We start from the raw sequence: 24,382 nt of genomic DNA on the forward strand, positions 1-24,382 counted from the left end.
TGAGATGGCCCGTACGTGTCAGCTTTCCCGGTCGGCGGCGATTGTTCCCCGCGGGGAACATTTGAAAAGCCCTGCGGCCTAATCTGGTCCGGCTAAGCGAGGCCTCCCGGCGTCATCAGTGGCGGAAGTCATGGGCCATATAGCTTCCGTAAGGCCTTTTATCCGTTATATTTCAATGACTTACCAAGACCATTAAAAAAACCCGGACGGACCGGTCAGCGAGCACTATAGAGCGTACCCTAAGTCCGCCGGCTCACGCAAACTGTAATTTTCCGGCCGCCAATGCCTTTCATACCGTTTAGCGACCTTTGTCATGAAGCAGAGCGGGAATCCTCCGGAGGAGATCCGTCACGAGAGCTCTCTACAGCACAAGTCTGCTTTGTCGAACTCAACATTGCCCCGATCCCGCTCTCCACCCGCCCGACGACACCCGGAATGCTACTGGCATATTTGCCTCTCGCTCGCTCGACGAGCCGCCGGGAGATAAGATTCTATGCCTTCCGTTTCTGCGCTAAGGATGCGCATCCAGCATGCACCCTGGCCATCCGTGACGCCCTCCCCTCCCCCAGGCAGGGCACGAGCCGGTCAGCGTCCCTTCGCAAAGGCATGAAGCTTCGCTGAGGTCGGTCAGCGTAGATCCGTCACGGAGGGTCAAAAGCATAAGCCCGGTTGTGGGCCAACCGGCGCCGAGTGCCGCCGTCACCCACAGGCGTAGCCAAAATGGCTCCGAAAGGTTCCCCGCGGGGAACCGAATGAAGAGCGGCATCCGAAGCGCGGCACGCAGACCCGCAGCACCAGTCGAACGTCCATTGGATCTCCGCCTCGCCATAAGCCGCGTTCCCCGCGGGGAACGCCGGGCGCACAAAATTTGTGCGGCGGCGAACGAACCCTTACCCAGGCCGCGGGAACATGCCGGTAAGTCGAGTTCCTTCGTCGCCGTCGAGCAGATCGTGGCTAGCGGCATCTCACACCCGCCGCAGACGGCCGCGTCAAGGGAGCACCGGTTGGCAGGCCATCAAGTTCCCCGCGGGGAACGCCTGGCGTCGCGACCGCAATGTCCAAGGCAAGCGTCCAGACGGAAATCGTTGCCGAACAGTTGCTGACGATAGCCGCAACGCTCCTGCCCTAGCGGCGCACCATATATACGCAACCGGCAGCATGCGGCGCGCAACCGTCTCCACGATCCTTGTCTCGACACGGATCCTTGTCTCGTGTCGTGGCCTATGCATTGCGTGTCACCAATAGCCCGTTTGCGCTGCCGTCGCGGGGTTCCCCGCGGGGAACCGTTCGGTGCGGTCGTCGCCCGGTGGGGTCCCACGAAGCTGGGGCAGGGGGTACGGGCGAGCATCGAAAGGCTGAGCTTTTCCCCTGCATGCACATCACCTTTGCGATCGGCCGGCACCGCGCCGCAGCTCTCGCCGTCCAGCGCGTTCCCCGCGGGGAACTCTGCCAGGACTTCGGCAGCTCACCACTCGAAGCAACGGTGGAGGCTCCGAGCCGACCCCGCTCGCTATGAACCACTGTCGCGGCGTTCAAAATGCCCGCGTGGACGCTCGAGAACCGCATGCACCGGCGCTTCCCACCGGCACCAAGCGTCATCCACAGCGCGCATTGATGGCCATAGCCGAATCGGAGTACGTCTTAGTTGCGGAGATTTTTCGAATTTGCGTGTTTTCGAGTAGTTACGTGGCGGTTAGCAAACGGTTAACCACTTCACTGCTTAAGTGACGGAAACGATCACCAGGGATTCTTTCGATGACGCGACACCTAAGCAGCCTCGCTTTCATGGAAAACTTTTCCAGCAAGCTCGAAATGGCGCTGAACAACTTGAGCATGGCGCAATTTCCCCCGAATGCGCGCCGCACAATGCGCAAGTTCACCTCCACCGAAGTTGCCGCCCTGCTGGGTGTAACGGAGGCCTATATCCGCCAGGTTGCGGCCAAGGAACAGGGCCCCGAACCCGAAATCGCCAACGGACGGCGTTTCTACACGCTCGACCAGGTCCTTGAACTACGCCTGGCTCTTGCGGCAAACGGCCGGAAGAAGTGGATGAATCCCCGCCGGACAGGCGACGAGCAATGCCAGATCGTTGCCGTCACCAACTTCAAAGGCGGCTCAAGCAAGACCTCCACGACAATCCATCTCGGCCACTATCTGGCACTCAGGGGCTATCGCGTGCTGGCAGTCGATCTCGACCCGCAGGCATCGCTCACCGCCCTTCATGGCAGCCTGCCGGAATTCGACTACCGTGGAGGCGACACACTTTTCTCAGCCATTCGCTTCGACGATCCCGTCCCGACGAAGTCCATCATTCATAAGACCCACATCGTCGGTTTCGACGTCATCTGCGCCGGCCTCGAACTGACCGAGTTCGAGACGGCCGTCGCGCTCGAGATGCGGCGGTCCGCAGGAACGGGCTTCCTGCTTCGCGTTTCCCAAGCTCTTGAGCAGGTCGCCGAAGATTACGACTTCATCCTCATGGACTCGGCTCCGTCCCTGAACTTCCTGACGCTTTCGTCACTGACCGCTGCCACCGGCGTCATCATCCCGGTTCCTGCGCATATGCTGGATGTGGACTCGACGGCGAAGTTTCTGGAGCTTGCCGGGTCCTACATGCAAATCCTGAATGAGGTGGGCACGGCGGCTCAATGGGATTTCGCCAAGTTCCTGATCACCAAATTCGAGCCGAACGATCATCCGCAAGCCAACATGTCCGCGCTGATGAGACAGGTGTTCGGCGAGGATCTGCTCCTCAACTCGGTCATCAAGTCGACGGCCGTGGCCGACGCACTGACTTGGAAGCAGAGCCTGTACGAGGTTCAGAGGTCCCGCTTCTCGGCGCCGAAAACCTACGACCGCGCCATCGAGTCGATAAACGCCGCCAATGCTGAACTCGAAGGCCTGTTCTGGAAGGCATGGGGGAGAGAATGAGCCGCAAGGATTCCAAAGGCCTTTTTGCCAATGTCCTCGGGCAGCTGGAGAATTCTGCGGAGACGGGCGGAATGCAGCGGTCCACGTCACCCCACCTTCTCAAGGTCGCCGCCGGCGTCCGCCAGATGCAGGAACGCAGCGAGCTTGCCGAACGACTCCTCAAGGATGGCGGCCAGATCGTCGAGATCGATCCGGACGAGATCATGGAATCCGCCATCCGGGATCGTTTCGATTCCGGCTACAGCGAAGCGAGCATCGCGGATCTGCTCGAGTCGATGCGCGAGCACGGACAGAGTACTCCTGGCTTGGTCCGCCCAGTTCGGGGAGCCGCAAGGCCGTTCCAGATCGTGTTCGGCCGACGGCGGCTTGCCGCTGCCAAACTGCTCGGCATCAAGTTCAAGACGATCGCCCGGGAGCTTAGCGACGAAGAGGCGATCGTTCTCCAAGGGGAGGAGAACAGCAACCGCAAGGACCTGTCCTTCATCGAGCGATGCCTTTTTGCGCAATCGCAGGAGGCTGCGGGTTATCGCCGCGACGTGATCTGTAAGTCACTGAGCACCGGCAGGTCGCATATCTCCGAAATGATCCGGATAGCGGCAGCACTGCCGCGCGACATCCTGATGCAGATTGGCCCGGCCCCTGAAATCGGACGGCGCAGATGGGTGGAATTCGAGCTGCGCTGGGCGGCCCACGGGGAGCCCTCGAAGGTAGCGCAGTCGGTTCTGGAGAGAGAGCAGATGCAGGCCTCATCCAGTGACGTTCGTTTCGCTGCAGTTTTTGAGGCGCTTGCCAAGGTGGATGCCAAGGCTGCAGCCTCGTCCGCCACGACCGATTTGATCTCTCATGGCCTCGTGCTGGGCCAGATCCAACGCGGCAAGTCGGCTTCGAAGCTGACGTTCAACAAGTCTGTGCCGTCAGGCTTTGTCGATTTCATTGCAGGTCAGATCGAAAACCTGCACGACCAGTTCATGCAAAAGCAGCATTCGAAACAAGGAGACTAACCCGCAAAAGAAAAAGGCCCCCAACGAACAAGCCGTGGAAGCCTTCCTCAGATTTGTAGCAAGATCGAGAATCGCATTTCCACGAATCACAGTCAAGAGTCCTTGGCACCGTTTTTGGTGAGCTGCTTTCTTTTGCCTTATCGAAGGTGAAGGAAAATGGAGAGTGGAAGTGTGACGACGCCCTTTGGGCGGCGGTCGATGACTCTTGCCATGTTGGCAGGCCAGTTCATCTCCCGCGACATCGAGCCTGGGAAGTCGGTCGACAAGTGGAAGCTGTTTCGCTCGCTTTGTGCGGCCAAGCGCCGCCTCGGCATCAGCGACCGGGCGCTCGCCGTTCTGAACGCGCTGTTGAGCTTCTATCCGGAGAACACGCTGAACGGAGAGACCGGTCTGGTCGTCTTTCCGTCGAACGTTCAGCTGTCGCTGAGAGCCCACGGCATGGCGGAGGCGACGCTCAGAAGGCACCTGGCAGCGCTCGTCGAGGCAGGGCTTGTCGCTCGCAGGGACAGTCCGAACGGCAAGCGATATGCACGCAAGTCTCGTGATGGAGCGATCGGCACGGCGTTCGGATTTTCGCTCGCACCGCTCCTGGCTCGCTCCGGCGAAATTGAGCGGCTCGCTGCCGAGGCCGAAGCCGACCGGCTCGAACTGCAGCGGCTGCGCGAGCGGCTGACGCTCTGCCGCAGAGACATCGCCAAGCTCATAGACGTGGTGCTCGAAGAACTGCCCGACGACGGGACGACCATGCAGGAAGATTTTCGAAGCCTCGTCCAGGCGATACCGAGGGCGCCCGACATCGCTGATCTCACCCCTCTGGTAGAGGCGTTCGAAACGCTGCGCGAACATGTGGCTAACCAGTTGCGAAATCGCATAAAACCACAAGAGATGAGCGGCAATCCCGATCAAACTGAGCGGCACAAACAGGAATCAAAACCCGAATCTATTATTGAACTTGAACGCTGCTCTGCGAATGAGCGGTCAGACGGCCAAGCCATTGAACGGGCTCACGAGGCAAAAAGGGCCTTGCCGCTGGGAATGGTACTGAAGGCCTGCCCGGAAATCATAAACTACGGTCCTGACGGCACGGTGAAAAGTTGGCGGGACCTAATGATTGCTGCGGTTACGGTACGATCCATGCTTGGCGTTTACCCCTCGGCCTATCAGGACGCCTGCGAGGTCATGGGACCGGAAAACGCCGGGGTCGCCCTTGCCTGCATCCTGGAGAGGGCAGGGCATATCAACTCTGCTGGCGGGTATCTGCGCGATCTGACCGCCAAGGCGCGGCAAGGGAAGTTCTCGCTCGGCCCGATGCTGATGGCGTTGCTGAGGGCGAATGGCTTCGACAGGCGGGGAGTGTTGTGATTCCGGCCGTCTAGGGGAGCAACGCCGCGGGGAACGCAAGCGGCACGAGCATGTTGCCGACCCGCGGGGGTCCCGAGCGACTTCACTCATGCGAAGTCGTCAGCGGCAACCCGCGAGCGCCGGAGCGTACTCCATTTCGTCGGTGGCCTTACTTGGAAATCAGCGCCGGCCTCCTTGGGTGCCTTCCAATGAGGTGCCTACATCCGGGTACAATTTCGGCGGTTTCGCAAACATGCCGGATACGTCGCCCAGGCACAACGCACATCGTCAAATGTCGCAATCGTGCGACGCAGCGAACGGAGTGTCTGATGACAACGCAGGAAAAGGTTCTCTACACCGGCAAGACTCATACGACGGGCGGCCGTGAAGGGTTCGCCCGCAGCGACGATGCCCAGCTGGACGTCAGGCTTTCGCCTCCCGGCAGCGGCAAAGCCGGAACCAATCCTGAGCAGCTCTTTGCCGCCGGCTGGTCGGCCTGCTTTATCGGTGCACTGGGTCTTGCCGCGGCGAAGCACAAGTTGTCGCTCCCGACCGAAACGGCAGTCGATGCCGAAGTCGATCTCGCCAAATCGGATGGCGGCTTTTTCCTTCGAGCCCGGCTTGCCGTCAGTCTGCCCGGCATCGACGCGGACCTTGCGCGATCGCTCATCGCCGAAGCGCATCAGACCTGCCCCTATTCAAAGGCAACGCGGGGGAACATCGAGGTCGATCTGACGCTCGCCTGACCGAACTCGTGATTCAAGGAGGTTTAGATGAAGCACCTCATAGTCGGCATACTGACATTCGCCGTTGTGGCAACGCCTTGCGTCTACGATATATTTTCGGCGGAGCCATCGGCGCTGGCCGGACTCCTCGCCGCGTCTGTGATGCCGCTCTAACGGGGGAATGCCACCATTCGCGGAGGGATCGGCTGCGAGGCCAGCCGATCCTTCATACGTTCAGCGTTCCTCCGGTCGATCGGGTTCGTGTCTCATGGCAGTCTGGAAAATCGCCCAGCGGCTTTCGAACAGGCGAAGATTTTCGGCGTCCGGACACTCGGACCCGCAGAGTCGGACGCGATTATTCGCGCCTTCAAGCAAATCGACAAGGACGTGGCAAATCTCAATGGCAGACCCCGGCACGATCAGGCCCGCGGCCTGAGCCGATGTGATCGCCGCCACGACGGGCTCCAGTGCAGCACTCGACCACGCCGCCAACCTCTCCCGCAATGGCAAGGAAAACACGGCCTCGGCGGTAACCGACACATAGAAAGCGGAATAATCCCGGCCCGTGCCGAAGCGGAAATAGCTGAAAGCCATATCGCGCAATACTGCGAGAGGTGCATCACCCTGTCCCGCTGCGTCGGCAAGCGTCTTGCGAAAGCGGACGAGGTCACGTTCGACCACGGCTTCCAGAAGCGCCTGCCTGTTCGGATATCTCCGATAAAGCGTGTGTTTCGAGATTCCGAGCTTGGCGGCAATCTCTTCCATGGACGTGTTCGCAACCCCCTTGCGGGCAAAAGTCGAGCGGGCGCTATCCAGAAGACGGCGGGTCAGAGCCTCGGCCTCTTCCCGGGTGGGACGTCCGCCGCCACGTCTGCGAACTATATTCATCTATGTCCGACCCCGTCGATGGGCGGGATGGACAACGCCATTGTTCGCACCGCCCGTTGCTGATAAAGGCACGGTACTGTGCTGTTAATACCAACGCAACAGGTTCGCCATGCCCTCCATCACTCTCTCCGCACTTTCCTGGTCGAAACCCGACGGGGAGCATGTCTTGACCGATCTCGATCTGGCGCTTGGTCCGGAGCGGACGGGGCTCGTCGGAAAAAATGGCGTCGGAAAAACGATCCTGCTCAATCTCCTTGCCGGTGCATTGAGGCCTTCCTCCGGCACAATCGCCATCCAGGGACGTGTCGCGCTGGCGCGGCAGATGCTTCGGCCCGGTGCCGGTGAAACCATCGCCGATGTGTTCGGTGCGACCCAGGCGCTTGCGGTGTTACGGCGCGCCGAAAAAGGCAAGGCGACGCTCGAAGAACTGGAGAATGCGGACTGGACGGTGGAAGAGCGTATAATGTCCGCCCTTGTCCGGCTTGGACTGGAGGCGCGTGCGGATACGCTCCTGACTGAGCTCTCCGGCGGCCAGCGCACGCGGGCAGTGCTCGCGGCGGCAATTTTCTCCGAGCCGGACTTTCTCCTTCTCGACGAGCCGACAAATAATCTGGATCGTGACGGCAGACGGGCGGTTATCGACCTTCTTTCCGGCTGGCGCAGCGGAGCGATTGTCGTCAGCCACGATCGTGAACTGCTCGAAGAAATGGACGCGATTATCGAACTGACCTCGCTCGGGACAAAGCGCTACGGCGGGGGGTGGAGCGCCTATCAGACGGCGAGGGCGGTCGAACTGGAAGCGGCGCAACAAAGCCTTGCACATGCACAGAAGACCGCCGACGAAATCGATCGCAAGGCACGTGCCCTGGCGGAGCGGCAGGACAAGCGTGACGCGTCTGGTACCCGAAAAGCGGCAAAGGGCGACATGCCGCGGATTCTCCTGGGCCGGCGCAAGAACAATGCGGAAGAAAGCCGGGGCAGGGGTGTGGAACTCGCCGAGCGACAGCGCGCAGGCGCGCTCGAGGCCATCACAGCCGCCAAAGCGCGGATCGAGGTGCTGCAGCCCTTTTCCATCCGTCTTCCGCGAACCGGGCTTCCCGCCGGCCGGCAAGTCCTCGCATTTGACGGCGTCACGGTGGGCTACGATCCCGCCCGTCCGGTCATTCGGGATCTATCCTTCTCTCTGGTCGGCCCGCTGCGCCTTTCGATCACCGGCCCCAACGGGTCGGGCAAGACGAGCCTTCTGAAGGTGGTCACCGGAGAATTGCCGCCCTTTGAAGGAACCGTTTCCGTAAACGTTCCCTTCTCTCTGCTGGACCAGAGCGTCAGCATCCTGGCGCGCGGCGAGACGATCTTCGATAACTTCAAGCGGCTCAATCCCGGTGCCGGCGACAACGCCTGCCGGGCGGCGCTGGCCAGCTTTCGCTTCCGCGCGGATGCGGCATTGCAAAGGGTGGAGACGTTGAGCGGCGGGCAGGTGCTGCGCGCCGGCCTTGCCTGCGCACTGGGCGGTTCCGATCCACCATCGCTGCTCATTCTCGACGAGCCGACCAACCATCTGGATATCGACTCCATCGAGGCGGTTGAAGCTGGGCTGTTCGCCTATGACGGCGCACTCGTCGTCGTCAGCCATGACGAGACATTCCTTGCCAACGTCGGGATAGACACGCGTCTGGAGCTTTCGACCTGCAGCGCCTGACGCCGATCCCCGGCGCGTACCGACGCTCTTCAGAGGTATTGCGGCCATGCCGGCGTCGGTCGTCGCGCCGGCATGTCGTTCGTGACTTGCTCCTTACGGGATCAAAAGCAGTTTGCCGGTGGTTGCACGGCTTGCCATCGCGGCATGGGCGCGGGCGGCGTCGGCAAGGCGATAGGTTTCGCCGATCGAGACCTTGATCGTTCCGTCCCCGATCCAGTCGAAAAGCTGTTTGGTGCGATCGAGAAGGAGTTTGCGCGTGTGGATGTGATCCATGAATGTCGCGTAGCCGATCTTGATGCTCTTCGGCAGGCTCATGATATCGAGCGGTCCGGGCCCGCCGAGCACCGGTCCATACCAGCAGAAGGTGCCGGACCGGCGTAGCGCTTCGATCGACCCCTTGAAGGTTTTGGGGCCGGAGCCATCGTAAACGACGTTCACACCCTCACCGCCAGTCAGGCGCAGGACGTCGTCGGCAAACTGTCCCTCTGTATCGACGATGACGTGCTCGGCGCCGGCCTTTCTGGCGATCGCGACCTTGTCTTCGGACGAGACGCGCCCGATTACCCGGCCACCCCTTAGCCTGATAATCTGTGTCAGCAGCAGGCCGACCCCGCCGGCCGCCGCATGAACAAGGGCGATGTCGCCCGGCTGCACGGGATAGAAATCCGTCGCGAAGTGACTGGCCGTGAGCCCCTGCATCATCGCGGAAGCAGCCGTTCGATCGTCCACGGTATCGGGAATTTTCACGAGGGAGGCTGTCGGTACCGACTGGCGCTGAGCATAACTTCCGGGAGCATAGACCCAGGCGACGCGATCGCCGCCTTCAAACTCGCCCGCTCCATCGCCGACGGCGAGCACGCGACCAGCGCCCTCGACACCCAGTACTTTCGGGTTAGGGATGTCGGTCCAGGCCATACCTTGGCGCACGCCGATGTCCATGAAGTTCACGCCGGCCGCGGCGACCTCCACCACGACATGTTCCGGCGTTGCGACGGGCTCAGGCCAATCGACGAATTCCATCACGTCGGTATCACCGACCTCTTTCATCACAACGGCTTTCATGCATATATCCTCTTATTGACTGATCATTCCAAAAAAGAGCAAGGTTTTCCGCCTGCTAGGTGACTGCACGAAGCGCCAACCGGCTGAGGGACTGCAGATGTTCCCGGCCGGCTCCCCCACGTGCGGCTATCCTGATACCGGCGATATTGGCAACGAGGAAATCGGCCACTGCCTCAGCGGGCAATGAACCGGCTAAGTCACCTGCAGCCTGGGCTTCTCTGATGCGTTCAATCGCGGCTTTCTTGAGCCGAAGATCGGCGGCGTGATGCAGTGCCGCCAGGTCGGGCCGCCGTTGACCGAACTCGCAGATCGAGTTCACGCCGAGACAAGCTTGGTTTGCATTTTCCACAACGCGTTCCATCACCAACCGGATACCGTCCAGTGCACGCGGTTTGCCGCGCAACAAGGCGATATGAGCACTCGTCTCACTCGCCGAATAGCGTTCTACCGCGAGGCAGTAGAGCTTCCACTTGTCACCGAAGGTGTCGTAGAGGCTCTGGCGGCCGATTTTCATCGCCCGTACCAGCATCTCCGTCGAGGTGCCCTCGAAACCATGCTCGCGAAACACGGCGATCGCCGCGTCCAATGCCTCGTCCCTGTCAAATTCCTTGATCCGTGCCATAAGGCCTGTTTAAGAATAATGGAACGATCTGTCAAGAATATCCTTGTCGGTTCCTCCTCAGGAGATTACCGCACGGGGCTGGCGGAAGGATTCCAGGCCGAAGACGCCGAATTTGCGGCCGAAGCCGGACTGCTTGAAGCCGCCAGAAGGTGCAAACGCTCGTGAGGTGCGCCATTGATGATCACGCGACCTGCCTCGATGCGATTAGCATCGCGCTTTGCCCGCTCGAGGTCGGAAGAGAGACATTGGCCTGCAGCCCATAGCCGGTGTCGTTGGCGATCGCGATCGCCTCTTCCTCGTCGCGATAGGAAAGGACGCAGAGCACCGGGCCGAAGATCTCCTCGCGGACAATGCGCATGTCGTTGCGGACGCGGGAGAAGATAGTTGTACGAACGAACCAGCCTCGTTCGAGGCCTTCGGGGCGCCCTTCGCCTCCGATCAGGAGGGATACACCCTCTTCCTGGATCAAGCATATCGGCGAGCATTCGAGTAGGCCCTCGGGAAGACTTCGGCTCAATATGGCGCCGGCAGCGGCACGCATGCCGCTGGAGCCGCTCCTACTCGAATACGGCCGCCGCTATCCGGAGGTCGAGCTTGAAGTCGTGACGGAGAATGCGCTCATGGATGTTATTGGTAAAGGCTTCGATGCCAGGGTACGACTTGCCGAAGCGATGTCGCCCGATATGGTGGCCATTCCGATCACCCGAACCGTCCGTTCCCTGGTCGTGGGATCGCCTGAATATTTCACGAGGCGTTCCAAACCAATCGTCCCGCTCGATCTGGTGCAGCATCGCTGATCCAGATGCGCATGGCGAACGGCAGACTGTATCGCTGGGAGTTCGAGCGGCGCGGTGAAGCGCACGTGATTGACGTTCCGGTAATCTGACGCCAAAGGAGCGTGTCCGCGCACTCGAAGCCGAGCGGCGCGCCGTGCGCGGCTCCGAGATTGCCGAACTGCGCGGCCTTGTCCGCACGCTCGTCCAGCACATCCAAGTGCTGACGTTGCAGATCGCCGAGCGGGATGCCGTCATCGAAGGTCTTCGGCAGGAACTGGCCCGATCTGGTAACGCCAGGGTTGTCCCCCTGAAGCGGTCGCCGCGAGACGACGGCGGCTGAGAGCGACGCATCGTCCGGGCCGTTCCGGGCGCGCCGATCATGGTCGGCACCTCCTTCAGCTCGCCCGTCGAGGTAGGGCTCGGGTGTGGCAGACGCTGCCAGCCCATCAACCCTGTTCCGCACCAGCACCGAGAACAGGGTGTGACGGGCCGGCCTCCCGCGTCTGCCCCTGCCGCCTCGCCCTCGACGGAGAGGGTGAGCTGAAGGAGGCACCCATGACCACAGATCGCAACAGCCAGACCCCGACTGATATCTACGAGCGCGTCACCAGCCATATCATCGCCGCCATCGAGGCCGGTGCCGGTGACTACCGCATGCCCTGGCACCACGACGGATCGGCCATCACCACGCCCGTCAACGTCGCCTCGTGCAAGGCTTATCGCGGCGTCAACATCCTCTCGCTCTGGGCTGCGGCGCACGCGGCCGGCTATCCCGCCGGCATCTGGGGCACTTACCGCCAATGGCAGGCGCTCGGCGCGCAGGTTCGTAAGGGCGAGCGCGGCCATCTGGTCGTGTTCTGGAAGACCACCGATCATGATGCGGCGGACGCCCAACACGGCAACGAGGATCGTGACGAGCCCGCCCGGCGTCTGTTCGTCCGCGGCTACACGGTCTTCAATTGCGCCCAGGTTGACGGCTACACGCCGCCATCTATGCCAATGTTGCCCGAGTCCGAGCGGATCGAGCGCGCCGAAAGCTTCTGCGCGGCGCTGGGCATCGACATCCGGCACGGCGGATCACAGGCATACTACCGCCCGGCTACCGATCACGTGCAGATGCCGGAGTTCGCGTGCTTCCGCGACGCGGTCGCCTACTATGCCGTGCTGCTCCATGAATGCGGCCACGCCTCCGGCGCCAGGCATCGCCTCGACCGCGATCTTTCCGGACGCTTCGGCTCTGCCGCCTACGCGATGGAGGAATGCACGGTCGAGCTCTTGAGCGCGATGATCTGCGCCGATCTCAGCCTTAGCGTTGAACCGCGACCTGATAATGCCCGCTACATCGCCTCCTGGCTCGAGGTGCTGCGCTCCGACAAGCGCGCCATCTTCACCGCCGCGAGCAAGGCGCAGCAGATCGCCGACTGGATGCACGCGCAACAGGCCGGCGGGCCTCAGCACGACGTCAGGGGCGCCGCATAAGCGCCCCCCAAAGGATCAATAGACCGCCGATTTCGCGAACAGCATGTCAATCTGCGGGCATTCGGGCGCGTGCCGACGCCGCATTGGGCGACCACATCCTTCAGCACCCGTTCCATGCGCTTCAGGTCAGCGATCTTCGCGCGGACGTCGGCAAGGTGGACGGCGGCGACGTCCCGTGCTTCGGCACAAGGCCGGTCGCGCTCGTCGACGAGACGCAGGAGCTCCCGGATCTCATCGATGGAAATCCGAGTTCACGCGCCCGCAGCACAAAGCGAAGACGCCGCTCGTGCGTCGTGTCGCAGCTGCGGTGGCCGGCCGGCGCGCGAGCTCGGCTCGCTGCAGGCCCCTCACCTTACCGGGCGATCGGCATGACCGAGACCGGCATTTCCCTCACGGTCGCACGCGATGGTCAAGAGACGACGATCGACGCCGACGAAGTACTGATCGCCACCGGCTGCACGCCCAACATCGAAGGCCTCGGGTCGCCGAGCATGGGATCGCCATCTCGCCAACGGGCGGCATCGTCGTCGATGACCGCATGCGCGTGTCCAGGTCCGGCATCTATGCCGCCGGCGACGTCACCGGCCGCGACCAGTTCGTCTACATGGCCGCCTATGGCGCCAAACTCGCGACCAAGAACGCCCTCAATGGCGACAGCCTGCGCTACGACAACAGCGCCATGCCGGCGACCGTGTTCACCGATCCGCAAGTGGCGAGCGTCGGCCCGACCGAAGCAGCGGCGCGCCCCGCCGGCCACGCGGTTCGCGTCTCAACGATCGGTCTCAATCAGATGGCGCGTACGCTTGCGGCCCGCGACAACCCACGGGCTCATCAAGCTTGTCGCCGATGCCCGCAGCGGCAAGCTGCTCGGCGCCCACGCGTGGCGCCGGAGGGCGCCGACAGCATCCAGACGGGCGGCGCTCGCGATCCGGCAGGGTCTCACGGCCGACGATCTCGCGGAGACGATCTTTCCGTATCTCACCGCCGTCGAGGGGCTAAAGCTCGCGGCGCTGGCGTTCGGCACGGACGCCGCCAAGCTGTCGTGTTGCGGCGGGTGAACCCCGGCAAGACCCCTCAGCCTCTACGAGCCTGGCTCACGAGACGGCAGCGAGCGGACCGTGTGAACTCTCAGGCAAACGCCGACCACGGCAGCCTTGACTGTCAGGATAAGTCGCCGAGCTTGGTCGTTGCTTATTTGCGCCGACTCGGCATCGCACCGGAGCTGGAGCCACGGCCCGACCACGCTTTCTACCTCGCCTCATGGCTTAAGTGCTCACCGACGACAAGCGGGCGATTTTTCAGGCCGCGGCCCATGCCCAACGCGCCGTCAGACTCCCTGCACGATCTTCAGCTTGGTGAAGTCGGGGAGAATGCGGCAGCCTAGCGGAAATCAGTGTCGGTCGTTGTCGCCGGAAACGGCCGACGGCTCTCTCTGGTCTTCCTCCGTAAAGTGCGTCCTGATCAGGTGTGAGGTCCAGCTTGCCCCAGAACGAGGTTTTCCGGTCGTTGGTTTTAAGTTTTCGGGATCGCTTGATTTCGACGGTAAACGGCTTTGTCTGCTGACGCATGAATCCTCCAAGCGACGAATCGCGAGCTCACGATATCGCGTCGATGATCGGAGGCAACTCCCCAGCGGGCGGGATTGTCGCGTCCGAAGTCGATGGTATGACGTAGAGGAACGTAACGGTTTGCGGCTGCAATGGTCCGGCACGGCAAGGCGGTGACGATGCTCGCCATTGCGCGTTCCTCGTGATCCGCCGGCATGGGACACGTCTCCGCGGGCTCGATGAGGCATGTCTGATCGGAGAGCGGCTTCGCCTCGATCGCCCTCCCGCAACGACCAGCCGCAATTTTCTTACCCCTGCCGACTGCGCCGTCATTCCTCGCCGACTAACAAATTTGCGACTTGCCGCCCTCCACGCTGTTCCGGCCCTATGGGTGCGGTTCGATCGTCTCCGATCCTTGAGACAGCCATCGAGGCCGCGAAGGGCGCGGCCCGAAACCAACGAAAGGAACATGAAAATGGCAACCATCGGTACATTCACCTCCACCGAAAACGGCTTCAACGGCTCGATCCGCACCCTCGCCCTCAACGTCAAGGCTCGCATCGCCCGCATCGAGAACCCCTCCGACAAGGGCCCGCACTTCCGAATCTACGCCGGTAACGTCGAGCTCGGTGCGGCCTGGCAGAAGCGCTCCGAGCAGGATCGCGACTATCTCTCGGTCAAACTGGACGATCCGAGCTTCCCCGCCCCGATCTACGCAACGCTCTCCGAGGTCGAAGGCGAGGACGGCTACCAGCTGATCTGGTCGCGCCCCAACCGGGATTGAGGCTCGGTCACGGCCCCGCCCCTTTGGGCGGGGCCGTGGTTCAAACACAGCATTTACAGCAGTCCTGTAAATGCTGAACCGATCCCGGGAATCGCGTCCAACGAGACTTATGAATCGTTCGACTGGGATCGATTCAAATCTGTGATGATAAGCGAAAAGTTGTCACGAACGTTGGCGGGACGCCTTCAGCGCACGACTCTATCCGCTGCGCTCACGGAGCCCGCAAACGGTCTAAGCACATTTGGGTGACGATTCTCTCGCAAATCCTCTGCCGCACCATCCGTGGCTCGCACCAATGCCTGGCGAGCCCCTCATCGATCAGCGTATCGCCCAACGAATGCCCCGCTCGCGTGACGGTGCGCAGCTTGCGGCCATACTTGTCTTCGTCACGCAAGCCGGAAGGAAAGGGAGAAATTGCCGGCATTCAGCAGCGCCAACGAACGGACTTTCGCAGCGTCGCCTTTGATCCTTTCCGCCTCGCAGCGCGGCGGGCTGAGCTCCGGGGTGTCGATATCCGCGATGCGGATTTTCTCGCCCTGGAACCAGAACCTATCGCCGTCGACGACGCAGTCCACATTTCGGTCGGCGCCGCACAATGAAAACGCGGCCGACAGTGAATCCGCCGTAGGTGTTTTGGCGATAACAAAAAGACCGGAGAGATTGCCTGAGCCGCCATAGGCAAGCCCACCACCGACACCAATGATCCCGGCCCAGAGGAGAATACCCGTGCGGCCTTTTCCAGATCGCGGTGACTTTCCGTAGGCACTTCATTGATTAAGACTGCTGCCAGGCTTCCGCCTCCGCCTGAACGTCGTCACGTTCGATTTTGTCACTTTCCGATTCCCTCGCTTTCGCCCCAATCTATGTCGATCTCGGTTTCACCCACGTTTACGGAGACGCTCGGTCTCGGACGACAGCTGGGCCGGTAAAGCAGTGTGGAGAAGCGGGCGCAGTCGGTCCCGCCTCCCCTTCGGGTAACTCAGTTGAGGCTCCTGCGGCAGCGCTCTTCCCGCTCCTCGCACGACGAGAATTCCCGAAATCCCTCCCCTTGGGTGGCCGCTATGCTGATTTCTCCGATACTCTTCATTTTCCTGGATCAGCCTTGCTGGCTGCGCTGCGCGCCGGCTCGATCAGCTAGGTTTCAGGCATGTCTCTGACCTTGTGAAACCTGTTCGTCCCGACACAAGCCTTCATGTCGTCCCGCCGGAACCAGATCGCGCGACCGCATCTCAGCGGCGCGTTGCCCGCCGTGAAAACGATCTGCTCGTCAGCCCGCATGCGCAGCACTTCATGCGGCTGGATCAACGGTCGCGCCGCCAATTGCTTCGAGCGTGTGCGCGAGGATCCCTTCGCCTGGAAACTGCGGCTGACCTGATCGATCTCGACCGTCGTCATGCCACAGCGTCGTGAAATGTAGTCCGCCGTTTCCAGATCGTTGATCGCGCTGAACGAGATCCAACTCGCACTCTCGAACCACTTGCTCGCCGCGTCCCGGCCGCCATACGTTTCCCGCATCTGGCCGATCGACTGGTAGATCATCGTTAGCGTGATCCCGTACTTCCGGCCGGCGTCGCGCGCCGTCTCCAGGATCCGCATGTAGCCAAGGCGTACCACCTCATCGAGAAGAAACAGTGCCCTGCCCTTCATCGAGCCGTCACGATTGTAGATTGCGTTGAGGAACGCCCCGATGATGACGCGGGCAAGTCCGGAATGAGACTCCAATGTCTTCAGATTGATGTTGATGAAGACGTCCGCATTTCCGGCAGCAATATCGTCCGTCGAAAACGTCGTCCCCGAAACGAGCGCGGCATAGTTCGGGTAGGAGAGCCAGTGCGTCTCCTTCACCGCGTTGGCATAGACGCCGGAAAACGTTTCCGGCGTCATGTTAACGAAGGCCGCGACATTCTCTTTCACGAAATCCGAGCCCGAACTGTCATAGATCGACTGCAGGCGCTCACGCAGTTTCGGCTCGGGCTCGGAGAGATTCTTGCGCACCTGCCGGAGCGTTTGCTCGCTCTCCGCGGTATGACCCGACAAGCAAACATCGGCGATTAGCGCGGTGAGCAGTTGCAAGGCCGAGGCGCGGAAAAAGTCGTCGCGCACGCCGCGGGCGCCACCGCTGTCGCTCATGATCCATGAGGCGACGGAAGCGATATCCTCCTCTTTCGTTCCTCCGAAACGGCCGATCCAATCCAGGGCATTGAAGCCCGTTTCCGGCCTCTTGGGATCGAGGACGATTATGTCGCGGTTCGCGCTGGTGCGATGATCCGATACCATCGCCGCCACTTCGTTCGACGGATCGAGAACGATGAGCGAGCCGCCCCATTTCAAGGCTGTCGAGATCGTCACCGATGTCGTTTTGAAGCCGCCGGAGCCGGCGAAGACGATGCCGTGCGACGAACCGAACGATCCGTCGAAGCAGAGCAGCGACGACTTGCCGCCGGCACCCCATGTCTCGGGATTGTCGGCGCGGAACGCAAGTGATCCCACGCTGTCCTTGTCGACGCGATATCGTTCACCGATGACAATGCCACCAGACTCAGGAAACAGCTTTTCGGCCTCGGCAAGCTTCATCCAGTCAGCTTCGCCATGCAGCGCCCGCTTGCCGCGGATGCGTTTTGGCGCGCGCGTCGAAAACGCGTGTTGCCGACCAGCGCAACGCGGCATGCGAAGCAGCCCGAGAGCACGACGCCGGCAACCCCGACCATCGTCGGGGGGTCGACATAGGAAAGGATCGGCTTGCCTGCCGGCTGTTCCACAAATGCCGACAGCCTGATCGTTTCGCGAATTGCGGCGATCAGAATCGTCGCTAAAGCGCCGGCGATCACGCCCCATCCGGCGATCTTGATCCTGATCGAGCCCGCGCTCGCAAAAAGAAAGACGACACCGATCAGCGCCGCGGCGACATAAGGCAGAGCGATGCCGGCTTGGCCGAGCGTCTGCCGCGCCGCCGCCGTCTGTCCGAAGCCGGACAGCCACTGTTCGCTTCCGGTCGAACCAACGGCGACCACGATCATCAATGCGGCTGGGGCGATGAAGAGCATGATCCTATTCATCGGTCTTGCCAAAGGCCTCCGCACCGATTGCCAGCAGCCGCGACCGTTCCGTTTCGTCCACTTTGAGCCGCTCGCTCAAATCGATGAGGGCTCCCAGCAGAAGCGCCCGCTTCTCGTATCGAAGACCCGCTTTGACGATTAGGCCGCCAAGCTCGATCTTTTCCCGTGTGTCTTTCTTGCGAGCGTCGGATGTTATTTTGCGCGCCATCCGCTCAAGCCTCAGTAGTCCCGCCCGTAGCCGCGCCAGCCGCGATCTGCGTGGAGGGTGCGCTGCTTTCAGCAGGGCCCCCACCCCTTCTCCCTCCGGTCGAACGGACCTCATCTGCGCGAAACCGCTTCGCCAGATCCTCAAAGGCCGCCTGAAGATCGGACTCCTCGATCTCGATCTCGCCAAGTCCAGCCTTGAGGGCGATCCGGCCGATGCGCTCAGCCTCTCTGGTCTCGGCGATCTTGAGTTGCTCCTGGAGCTTGGCGATTTCGTCGCGGATCTTGGAGGATGGCTTCTTCATTTTTCGGTTAATCCTTTCATGCCGTTTGACATGCGAACGGCATGAAACTCGCCTGGATCGGTATGCCGATCCACTAACAGAAGTGCGAGTTGGCGTAGCCAACGCCTTTGATCACGATCCCAGCCGTTCCGAAGGAGCGGCTTCCAAGGGCGCAATTATACGTCGCTGCTGCGACGCCCTTGCTGAGGCCCTGGCAGGGCCTCCGCTGCCGACGAAGCCGTTGATCTTGTTCGCAATCGGGAAGGAAATCCGCTGTGGCCGTCCCCCATTTCTCCGTCAGCGTCGTCACCCGCGGCTCCGGCCGAAGCGCCGTCCTGTCGGCGGCCTACCGGCACTGCGCCAAGATGGAGTTCGAGCGCGAGGCGCGGACTATCGACTATCGCGCCAAGCAGGGATTGCTCCACGAAGAGTTCGTAATTCCCGCCGACGCGCCGTATTGGTTGCGCGAGATGATTGCCGGCCGCTCTGTTTCCGGCGCCTCCGAGGCTTTCTGGAATAGGGTCGAAGATTTCGAGAAGCGCTCCGACGCTCAGCTCGCCAAAGATGTGACGATCGCCTTGCCGATCGAGCTGACCGCCGAGCGGAACATCGCGCTGGTGCGAGATTTCGTCGAGCAGCATATCACGGCGAAGGGCATGGTCGCTGACTGGGTCTACCATGACGCGCCGGGCAATCCTCATGTCCACCTCATGACCACCTTGCGACCGCTGACGGAGGACGGTTTCGGCACCAAGAAGGTCCCGGTTCTCGGCCCGGACGGCAATCCGATCCGCAATGACGCCGGCAAGATCGTCTATGAGCTTTGGGCCGGCGGCATCGACGATTTCAACGCGTTTCGAGATGGCTGGTTTGCCTGTCAGAACCGGCATCTGGCGCTTGCCGGTCTCGACATTCGCGTCGATGGCCGCTCCTTTGAGAAGCAAGGGATCGATCTCGAGCCGACCATCCATCTCGGCGTCGGCACGAAGGCGATTGAGCGGAAATTCGATAGCGCGTCAAAGCCTGTGGAGCTCGAACGACTCGATCTGCAGGAAGCCAGGCGGAGCGAAAACGTCAGGCGGATCGACAGGAATCCGCAACTCGTCCTCGACCTGATCATGCGCGAGAAGAGTGTCTTTGATGAACGGGACGTGGCAAAGATCCTGCACCGCTACGTCGACGACGCGGTGCTGTTCCAAAGCCTCATGGTTCGAATCTTGCTCTGCCCCGAAACGTTCCGCATCGAGCGCGAGCGGGTCGACCTTGCCAGCGGTACCCGCTTGCCCGCCAAGTACACGACCCGTGAAATGATCCGGTTGGAAGCCGATATGGCCAATCGCGCCATCTGGCTGTCGCAGCGATCGTCGCATGGCGTTCGTGACACAGTGCTTGCCGCGACATTCAAGCGCCACGAGCGTCTGTCGGACGAGCAGAAAACCGCGATCGAGCATGTGGCGGGCGTCGAGCGGATCGCCGCCGTGATCGGCCGCGCCGGCGCCGGCAAGACCACGATGATGAAGGCGGCGCGCGAGGCCTGGGAAGCGGCAGGCTATCGTGTTGTCGGCGCAGCACTTGCCGGGAAGGCCGCCGAGGGCCTGGAGAAAGAAGCGGGCATCATCTCTCGGACGCTTGCGTCATGGGAGCTCCGCTGGAACCAAGGACGCGATCATCTCGATGGCAAGACGGTGTTCGTCCTTGACGAGGCCGGGATGGTGTCGTCGCGCCAGATGGCGCTGTTCGTCGAAGCCGTGACGAAGGCCGGTGCCAAGCTCGTCCTCGTCGGCGATCCCGAACAGCTTCAACCGATCGAGGCAGGGGCCGCCTTCCGCGCCATTGCCGACCGGATCGGCTATGCCGAACTCGAATCGATCTACCGCCAGCGCCAGCAATGGATGCGCGATGCCTCACTTGATCTCGCGCGCGGCAAGGTCGGCAAGGCGATCGATGCTTACCGCGCCAATGGCAGGGTAATCGGGTCGGACCTGAAGGTCGACGCAGTCGACAACCTCATCGCCGCCTGGAACCGCGATTACGATCCGACGAAGACGTCGCTGATCCTTGCGCATCTCCGCCGTGACGTTCGCATGCTGAACCAGATGGCGCGCATCAAACTCACCGAACGAGGGGCTCTCGGGAAGGGGGCCATGTTCAAGACCGCCGACGGCGATCGCAATTTCGCGGTTGGCGACCAGATCGTATTCCTGAAAAACGAGGGATCACTGGGCGTCAAGAACGGCATGTTAGCGAAGGTCGTCGAGGTGGGACCGGGACGCATCACCGCGCTGATCGGCGATGGGCAGAACGCCCGCCAAGCGCTGGTCGAACAGCGCTTCTACAACAACCTCGATCATGGCTATGCCACGACCATCCACAAGAGCCAGGGCGCCACCGTCGACCAAGTCAAGGTGCTCGCCTCCCTTTCGCTGGACCGCCATCTCACCTATGTCGCCATGACGCGTCATCGGGAGGATCTGGCTGTTTATTACGGCCGCAGATCCTTTGCGAAGAACGGTGGGTTGATCCCGATCCTGTCGCGAAGGAATGCGAAGGAAACGACGCTCGATTACGAGAAAAGTGCCTTCTACCGTCAGGCGCTTCGTTTTGCCGAAACCCGCGGTCTGCATCTTGTCAATGTCGCCCGAACCCTGGTTCGCGACCGGCTGGAATGGGTCGTCAGTCAGAAGCAAAAGCTTGCCAATCTCAGTGCCCGTCTTGCTGGCGTTGCCGGAAAGCTCGGGCTCGTCCGTGGCGCCGTGCAATCCCCAACCCGAAGCAGCACCAAGGAGGCAAAGCCGATGGTCTCGGGCATCACAACCTTCGCCAAATCGGTCGACCAGGTGATCGAGGACAAGGTCGCCGCCGATCCGGGTTTGAAGAAGCAATGGGAGGAAGTCTCGACCCGATTCCACCTCGTCTACGCCAAGCCGGAAAGCGCGTTCATGGCTGTCAATGTCGACGCCATGCTGAAAGACGAGACCGTTGCGAAATCCACGATCGCCAAGCTCGGATCGGAGCCCGAACACTTCGGCCCACTGAAGGGCAAGACCGGGATTTTCGCCAGCCGCGCCGACAAACGGGAGCGAGAAAAGGCCCTCACCAGCGCGCCGGCGCTGGCCCGTAGCCTTGAGCGCTATCTGCGCCAGCGGGCGGACGCCGAACGCAAGTATGAGGTCGAGGAGCGTGCCGTCCGTCTGAAGGTCTCGATCGATATTCCCGCACTGTCGCCAACCGCAAAACAAACGTTGGAACGCGTTCGCGATGCGATCGACAGGAACGACCTGCCCGCCGGCCTCGAATATGCACTCGCCGACAGACAAGTGAAGGCGGAACTGGAGGGTTTTGCCAAGGCGGTATCGGAGCGGTTCGGCGAGCGGACCTTCCTGTCTCTTGCTGCGGAGGAGCCCAATGGACAGACGTTCAATGCCGTCACTGCAGGAATGACGGCCGGACAGAAGGCCGATGTACAAGCGGCGTGGAATTCGATGCGGACGGTGCAGCAGCTCTCCGTGCATGAGGGCACGACCGAGGCCCTGAAACGGGCGGAGACCGTGCGCCAGACAAAGAGTCAGGGGCTCTCACTCAAATGACGGCACCGGTGTTTTCGTGTTGCATGCGAAGCGCTCAGAGGACGAATGCAGTCGTGCTCTTGTTCTTGGCGGCATCCATCATTGGCGGCGGTGTTGCTGCCGCTATCGTCGGCGGATACCGCATCAACCTGACGCCGAGTGAACCTGTCGGTTTCTGGCGGATCGTGCCCCTCGATCGCCCGGCGGCTCCTGGAGACATCGTATTCATTTGCCCTCCGCAAACCGCGGCGATGAGGGAGGCGAGAGAGCGTGGTTATTTCCGCTCCGGAATGTGCCCAGGCGGCATCGCACCGCTCATCAAGATGGTCATCGCCGTTGCTGGCCAGCATGTCAAAATCGGCGCTGACGTGGCGATCGACGGGCGACCGGTCCCATTTTCCGATCTGGCCGAGCGGGACGGCAAGGGTCGACCGATGACACCGTTTCTCGGCGGCATCGTGCCGGGAGAAAGTATCTTTCTCCATTCACCGTTCAAGGGCTCCTATGACTCCCGCTATTTCGGTCCCCTGCCCACTTCAGGCATCCTTGGCGTCGCGCAACAGGTGCTCACCTATGCGCCCTGATCAGGTTCGGGCGACGCTGTTGGTTGTCGCGTCAATCGTCGCCGGAACGGTGGGATGGAGTGGCCACGTCCTGCTTCTTCCGGTCGCATTCACATTTCCGGTCCTCTGGGCGCTTGCACGAACGAGACTGACGGCCGCGTTTGTCTCTGCTGGCTACTTCCTGGCGACGTCTCGGGGATTACCGCAGGGCGTAGCGACCTTCTATTCCTCCGATCTATGGCCGGGATTATTGCTTTGGCTATGTGCATCTCTCAGCTTTGTCGCGGTGCATACGGCTCTCTGGACGAAAGTCGGCCCTCGTTCGCCTCGCTACCTTTTGGCAGCCGTCCTTATGGCCATTCCGCCATTCGGCATTACCGGCTGGGCTCATCCGATCACGGCCGCGGGCGTGCTGTTTCCAGGATGGGGATGGTGGGGACTTGCCGCCACGACAGCCGGCCTCATGGGTCTCGTAACCCGCATGTGGCCGGCTGTCGCAATCGCCCTACTGGGCTTTTGGTCGTGGTCCGCCGCATTCTGGACCGAGCCGACGGTGCCGGAAGCTTGGCAGGGCGTCGATCTCGAATTGGGCGCTTCGCTCGGCCGGGACACCAGCATGCAGCATCACCGTGATCTGATTGCCACGGTGACGGAGCGGGCATCTGGTGACATCCGCCATATCGTGCTGCCCGAAAGCTCCCTGGGCTTCTGGACGCCGACCGTCGAGCGGTTTTGGGTGCGGGCTCTACAGGGAACGGACATATCCGTTATCGCCGGCGCCGCAGTTGTCGATGCAGGCGGATACGATAATGTTCTGATCGCCATCTCCGGTGACGGCGCGCAACTCCTCTATCGGGAGCGCATGCCGGTTCCAGGCTCGATGTGGCAACCTTGGCGCCCCTTGCTCGGTCAGAGCGGCGGCGCAAGGGCGCATCTCTTCGCCAACCCGACCGTGGCCGTCGGCAACGGGCGGGCAGCGGCACTGATCTGCTATGAGCAACTGATCGCCTGGCCCGTCCTCCAATCCATGTTCCATGATCCGGACGTTATTGTCGCGGTCGGCAACGGCTGGTGGACCAAAGGGACATCCATCGTCGCCATTCAACGCGCGAGCACGCAAGCCTGGGGGCGCCTATTCGCCAAACCCGTCATTTTTTCCTTCAACACTTAAGTGCCGAGGAGCCCTTATGCTCGATGCTGCCCTGATTCAACAATGCGCCGACCCCTCACTGAAGCCCGCGATCGTCGAGCAGTTCGTCTCCGCCGCAGGATCGAATGATCCCTTCGCCGTCACCGTCAAATCAGGTAGCCGATTGGTTCTCGTTCCGAAGGCGACTTCGGCCGACGAGGCGATGGCGATCGTCCGGCAATATGTCGGCCAGGCAGTGGTTCGTGTCGGCCTGACGCAGTTTCCGGCCGGCGCCAGCGTGGAGGCGGCAGATCTGAAGCTCGATCTGGTCGATGCCTGCGGGAACCTCCGCATGGGCACGGCGATGTTCGCCAAAGTCTTGCGAATCGTCGCCAAGTGGTACGGCAACCCGACGAGCCAAGAGGTTTTCCCTCAGATTTTCGAGGATGCGGTCTACGCATGGAAGACTGGCGAATTCGAGGGCGTGAGTGTGTTTCAGGCGCCAGACCCTGGTGCGGAGGCAAGGCTTGTTGTCACCCCTGACATGAAAGATGAGGACGCTGAGGTGATCGAGTTGCAGACAAACGCTGCCGAAGTCGGCAAAGCAGAAATGCGGATCGATCTCTCCCGAATTGGCGGCCAATAGAGCCTAGCGACAGGAAATGCCTATACTGGGTGTTCCGGCATTCCGCCGACGTCTCCTCCGCTCCAAATCGAGTAACCGA

Annotated in this window: 19 protein-coding genes and 5 pseudogenes; 15 read left to right on the forward strand and 9 right to left on the reverse strand. The window is 61.6% G+C overall.

The annotated features are described in order from the left end of the window. Nucleotides 1-1,755 precede the first annotated feature (1,755 nt). The 5 genes from repA to ACFHWW_RS06580 all read left to right on the forward strand — a co-directional run bounded on the left by repA (nucleotide 1,756) and on the right by ACFHWW_RS06580 (nucleotide 6,172). Nucleotides 1,756-2,931 (forward strand): plasmid partitioning protein RepA, encoded by a 1,176-nt coding sequence (repA, locus tag ACFHWW_RS06560; RefSeq protein WP_379937711.1) that lies wholly within the window; start codon nucleotides 1,756-1,758, stop codon nucleotides 2,929-2,931. Next, on the forward strand, nucleotides 2,928-3,932 hold the full coding sequence (gene repB / locus ACFHWW_RS06565; RefSeq protein WP_379937712.1) for a plasmid partitioning protein RepB: 1,005 nt from the start codon (nucleotides 2,928-2,930) through the stop codon (nucleotides 3,930-3,932). The genes repA and repB overlap by 4 nt, the downstream gene beginning before the upstream one ends. Before the next feature lie 156 nt (nucleotides 3,933-4,088). Then, nucleotides 4,089-5,294: a plasmid replication protein RepC gene (gene repC, locus ACFHWW_RS06570; protein WP_379937713.1), complete on the forward strand. Its 1,206-nt coding sequence runs from the start codon at nucleotides 4,089-4,091 to the stop codon at nucleotides 5,292-5,294. A gap of 308 nt (nucleotides 5,295-5,602) precedes the next feature. Beyond that, nucleotides 5,603-6,019 carry an organic hydroperoxide resistance protein gene (locus ACFHWW_RS06575; RefSeq protein WP_379937714.1) on the forward strand — a complete coding sequence of 139 codons (417 nt, stop codon included), beginning with the start codon at nucleotides 5,603-5,605 and terminating at the stop codon, nucleotides 6,017-6,019. A 27-nt stretch (nucleotides 6,020-6,046) separates the two neighbouring features. Beyond that, nucleotides 6,047-6,172, forward strand: coding sequence for a hypothetical protein (locus ACFHWW_RS06580; protein WP_379937715.1), 126 nt, complete (start codon nucleotides 6,047-6,049; stop codon nucleotides 6,170-6,172). 60 nt (nucleotides 6,173-6,232) lie between these two features. Here ACFHWW_RS06580 and ACFHWW_RS06585 read toward each other — a convergent pair whose 3' ends face one another. After that, entirely contained in the window at nucleotides 6,233-6,886 is a 654-nt protein-coding gene (locus tag ACFHWW_RS06585) for a TetR/AcrR family transcriptional regulator (protein ID WP_379937716.1), read from the reverse strand. Nucleotides 6,887-6,995: 109 nt separating this feature from the next. Here ACFHWW_RS06585 and ACFHWW_RS06590 point away from each other — a divergent pair, with 109 nt between their 5' ends. After that, on the forward strand, nucleotides 6,996-8,585 hold the full coding sequence (locus tag ACFHWW_RS06590; protein ID WP_379937717.1) for an ABC-F family ATP-binding cassette domain-containing protein: 1,590 nt from the start codon (nucleotides 6,996-6,998) through the stop codon (nucleotides 8,583-8,585). Between the two features lie 93 nt (nucleotides 8,586-8,678). Here ACFHWW_RS06590 and ACFHWW_RS06595 read toward each other — a convergent pair whose 3' ends face one another. From ACFHWW_RS06595 to ACFHWW_RS06605, 3 genes and pseudogenes are all read right to left on the reverse strand, one after another. Then, nucleotides 8,679-9,647, reverse strand: coding sequence for a quinone oxidoreductase family protein (locus ACFHWW_RS06595; protein ID WP_379937718.1), 969 nt, complete (start codon nucleotides 9,645-9,647; stop codon nucleotides 8,679-8,681). Between the two features lie 55 nt (nucleotides 9,648-9,702). Then, nucleotides 9,703-10,269 carry a TetR/AcrR family transcriptional regulator gene (locus ACFHWW_RS06600; protein WP_379937719.1) on the reverse strand — a complete coding sequence of 189 codons (567 nt, stop codon included), beginning with the start codon at nucleotides 10,267-10,269 and terminating at the stop codon, nucleotides 9,703-9,705. A 57-nt stretch (nucleotides 10,270-10,326) separates the two neighbouring features. Beyond that, nucleotides 10,327-10,732, reverse strand: a pseudogene (locus ACFHWW_RS06605) (aldehyde dehydrogenase family protein); the annotation flags it as partial. Nucleotides 10,733-10,787: 55 nt separating this feature from the next. Here ACFHWW_RS06605 and ACFHWW_RS06610 point away from each other — a divergent pair. The 3 genes from ACFHWW_RS06610 (at nucleotide 10,788) to ACFHWW_RS06620 (ending at nucleotide 12,524) form a co-directional block, all read left to right on the forward strand. Further along, nucleotides 10,788-11,066, forward strand: a complete 279-nt coding sequence (locus tag ACFHWW_RS06610; RefSeq protein ID WP_379937720.1) for a LysR substrate-binding domain-containing protein — start codon at nucleotides 10,788-10,790, stop codon at nucleotides 11,064-11,066. Nucleotides 11,067-11,199: 133 nt separating this feature from the next. Continuing rightward, nucleotides 11,200-11,385 (forward strand): hypothetical protein, encoded by a 186-nt coding sequence (locus tag ACFHWW_RS06615; protein ID WP_379937721.1) that lies wholly within the window; start codon nucleotides 11,200-11,202, stop codon nucleotides 11,383-11,385. A gap of 215 nt (nucleotides 11,386-11,600) precedes the next feature. Next, nucleotides 11,601-12,524: an ArdC family protein gene (locus tag ACFHWW_RS06620; RefSeq protein ID WP_379937722.1), complete on the forward strand. Its 924-nt coding sequence runs from the start codon at nucleotides 11,601-11,603 to the stop codon at nucleotides 12,522-12,524. Nucleotides 12,525-12,539: 15 nt separating this feature from the next. On the opposite strand, the pseudogene ACFHWW_RS06625 reads toward ACFHWW_RS06620, so the two are convergent. Further along, nucleotides 12,540-12,849 (reverse strand): annotated as a pseudogene (locus ACFHWW_RS06625) (MerR family DNA-binding protein); the annotation flags it as partial. Nucleotides 12,850-13,062: 213 nt separating this feature from the next. Here ACFHWW_RS06625 and ACFHWW_RS06630 point away from each other — a divergent pair. Together ACFHWW_RS06630 and ACFHWW_RS06635 are read left to right on the forward strand one after the other, a co-directional pair. Further along, nucleotides 13,063-13,582, forward strand: a pseudogene (locus tag ACFHWW_RS06630) (hypothetical protein). Nucleotides 13,583-14,546: 964 nt separating this feature from the next. Further along, nucleotides 14,547-14,855: a DUF736 domain-containing protein gene (locus ACFHWW_RS06635; RefSeq protein WP_248446998.1), complete on the forward strand. Its 309-nt coding sequence runs from the start codon at nucleotides 14,547-14,549 to the stop codon at nucleotides 14,853-14,855. Between the two features lie 231 nt (nucleotides 14,856-15,086). Here the strand turns inward: ACFHWW_RS06635 and ACFHWW_RS06640 are convergent. The 4 genes and pseudogenes from ACFHWW_RS06640 to traC form a co-directional block, all read right to left on the reverse strand. Beyond that, nucleotides 15,087-15,559, reverse strand: a pseudogene (locus ACFHWW_RS06640) (thermonuclease family protein). Nucleotides 15,560-15,989: 430 nt separating this feature from the next. Further along, a pseudogene (gene traG / locus ACFHWW_RS06645) lies at nucleotides 15,990-17,911 on the reverse strand (Ti-type conjugative transfer system protein TraG). After that, nucleotides 17,904-18,119 carry a type IV conjugative transfer system coupling protein TraD gene (gene traD / locus ACFHWW_RS06650; RefSeq protein WP_379937723.1) on the reverse strand — a complete coding sequence of 72 codons (216 nt, stop codon included), beginning with the start codon at nucleotides 18,117-18,119 and terminating at the stop codon, nucleotides 17,904-17,906. Before traD ends, traG begins: the two are co-directional and overlap by 8 nt. Nucleotides 18,120-18,123: 4 nt before the next feature. Continuing rightward, nucleotides 18,124-18,420: a conjugal transfer protein TraC gene (gene traC, locus ACFHWW_RS06655; protein ID WP_379937724.1), complete on the reverse strand. Its 297-nt coding sequence runs from the start codon at nucleotides 18,418-18,420 to the stop codon at nucleotides 18,124-18,126. Nucleotides 18,421-18,674: 254 nt separating this feature from the next. Between traC and traA the strand changes: the two genes are divergently transcribed. The 4 genes from traA to ACFHWW_RS06675 are packed head-to-tail and all read left to right on the forward strand — an operon-like array spanning nucleotide 18,675 to nucleotide 24,303. Continuing rightward, nucleotides 18,675-21,986, forward strand: coding sequence for a Ti-type conjugative transfer relaxase TraA (gene traA / locus ACFHWW_RS06660; protein ID WP_379937725.1), 3,312 nt, complete (start codon nucleotides 18,675-18,677; stop codon nucleotides 21,984-21,986). Next, nucleotides 21,983-22,549 (forward strand): conjugative transfer signal peptidase TraF, encoded by a 567-nt coding sequence (gene traF, locus ACFHWW_RS06665; protein ID WP_379937726.1) that lies wholly within the window; start codon nucleotides 21,983-21,985, stop codon nucleotides 22,547-22,549. The genes traA and traF overlap by 4 nt, the downstream gene beginning before the upstream one ends. After that, nucleotides 22,539-23,699: a conjugal transfer protein TraB gene (locus ACFHWW_RS06670; protein ID WP_379937727.1), complete on the forward strand. Its 1,161-nt coding sequence runs from the start codon at nucleotides 22,539-22,541 to the stop codon at nucleotides 23,697-23,699. The genes traF and ACFHWW_RS06670 overlap by 11 nt, the downstream gene beginning before the upstream one ends. Nucleotides 23,700-23,715: 16 nt before the next feature. After that, nucleotides 23,716-24,303 (forward strand): TraH family protein, encoded by a 588-nt coding sequence (locus ACFHWW_RS06675; RefSeq protein WP_379937728.1) that lies wholly within the window; start codon nucleotides 23,716-23,718, stop codon nucleotides 24,301-24,303. Nucleotides 24,304-24,382: the final 79 nt, after the last annotated feature.

The sequence above is a fragment of the Sinorhizobium sp. P24N7 genome (assembly GCF_042436655.1).
Lineage (GTDB): Bacteria > Pseudomonadota > Alphaproteobacteria > Rhizobiales > Rhizobiaceae > Sinorhizobium > Sinorhizobium meliloti_A.

Bases quoted from the DNA above. Each gene is read 5' to 3' on its own strand.
- traC (WP_379937724.1), bottom strand. From the start codon at position 18,420: ATGAAGAAGCCATCCTCCAAGATCCGCGACGAAATCGCCAAGCTCCAG.
- ACFHWW_RS06580 (WP_379937715.1), top strand. From the start codon at position 6,047: ATGAAGCACCTCATAGTCGGCATACTGACATTCGCCGTTGTGGCAACG.
- ACFHWW_RS06620 (WP_379937722.1), top strand. From the start codon at position 11,601: ATGACCACAGATCGCAACAGCCAGACCCCGACTGATATCTACGAGCGC.
- ACFHWW_RS06635 (WP_248446998.1), top strand. From the start codon at position 14,547: ATGGCAACCATCGGTACATTCACCTCCACCGAAAACGGCTTCAACGGC.
- repA (WP_379937711.1), top strand. From the start codon at position 1,756: ATGACGCGACACCTAAGCAGCCTCGCTTTCATGGAAAACTTTTCCAGC.
- ACFHWW_RS06670 (WP_379937727.1), top strand. From the start codon at position 22,539: ATGCGCCCTGATCAGGTTCGGGCGACGCTGTTGGTTGTCGCGTCAATC.
- ACFHWW_RS06590 (WP_379937717.1), top strand. From the start codon at position 6,996: ATGCCCTCCATCACTCTCTCCGCACTTTCCTGGTCGAAACCCGACGGG.
- ACFHWW_RS06595 (WP_379937718.1), bottom strand. From the start codon at position 9,647: ATGAAAGCCGTTGTGATGAAAGAGGTCGGTGATACCGACGTGATGGAA.
- ACFHWW_RS06600 (WP_379937719.1), bottom strand. From the start codon at position 10,269: ATGGCACGGATCAAGGAATTTGACAGGGACGAGGCATTGGACGCGGCG.
- ACFHWW_RS06610 (WP_379937720.1), top strand. From the start codon at position 10,788: ATGGCGCCGGCAGCGGCACGCATGCCGCTGGAGCCGCTCCTACTCGAA.
- ACFHWW_RS06675 (WP_379937728.1), top strand. From the start codon at position 23,716: ATGCTCGATGCTGCCCTGATTCAACAATGCGCCGACCCCTCACTGAAG.
- traD (WP_379937723.1), bottom strand. From the start codon at position 18,119: ATGGCGCGCAAAATAACATCCGACGCTCGCAAGAAAGACACACGGGAA.
- ACFHWW_RS06585 (WP_379937716.1), bottom strand. From the start codon at position 6,886: ATGAATATAGTTCGCAGACGTGGCGGCGGACGTCCCACCCGGGAAGAG.
- ACFHWW_RS06575 (WP_379937714.1), top strand. From the start codon at position 5,603: ATGACAACGCAGGAAAAGGTTCTCTACACCGGCAAGACTCATACGACG.
- repB (WP_379937712.1), top strand. From the start codon at position 2,928: ATGAGCCGCAAGGATTCCAAAGGCCTTTTTGCCAATGTCCTCGGGCAG.
- traF (WP_379937726.1), top strand. From the start codon at position 21,983: ATGACGGCACCGGTGTTTTCGTGTTGCATGCGAAGCGCTCAGAGGACG.
- repC (WP_379937713.1), top strand. From the start codon at position 4,089: ATGGAGAGTGGAAGTGTGACGACGCCCTTTGGGCGGCGGTCGATGACT.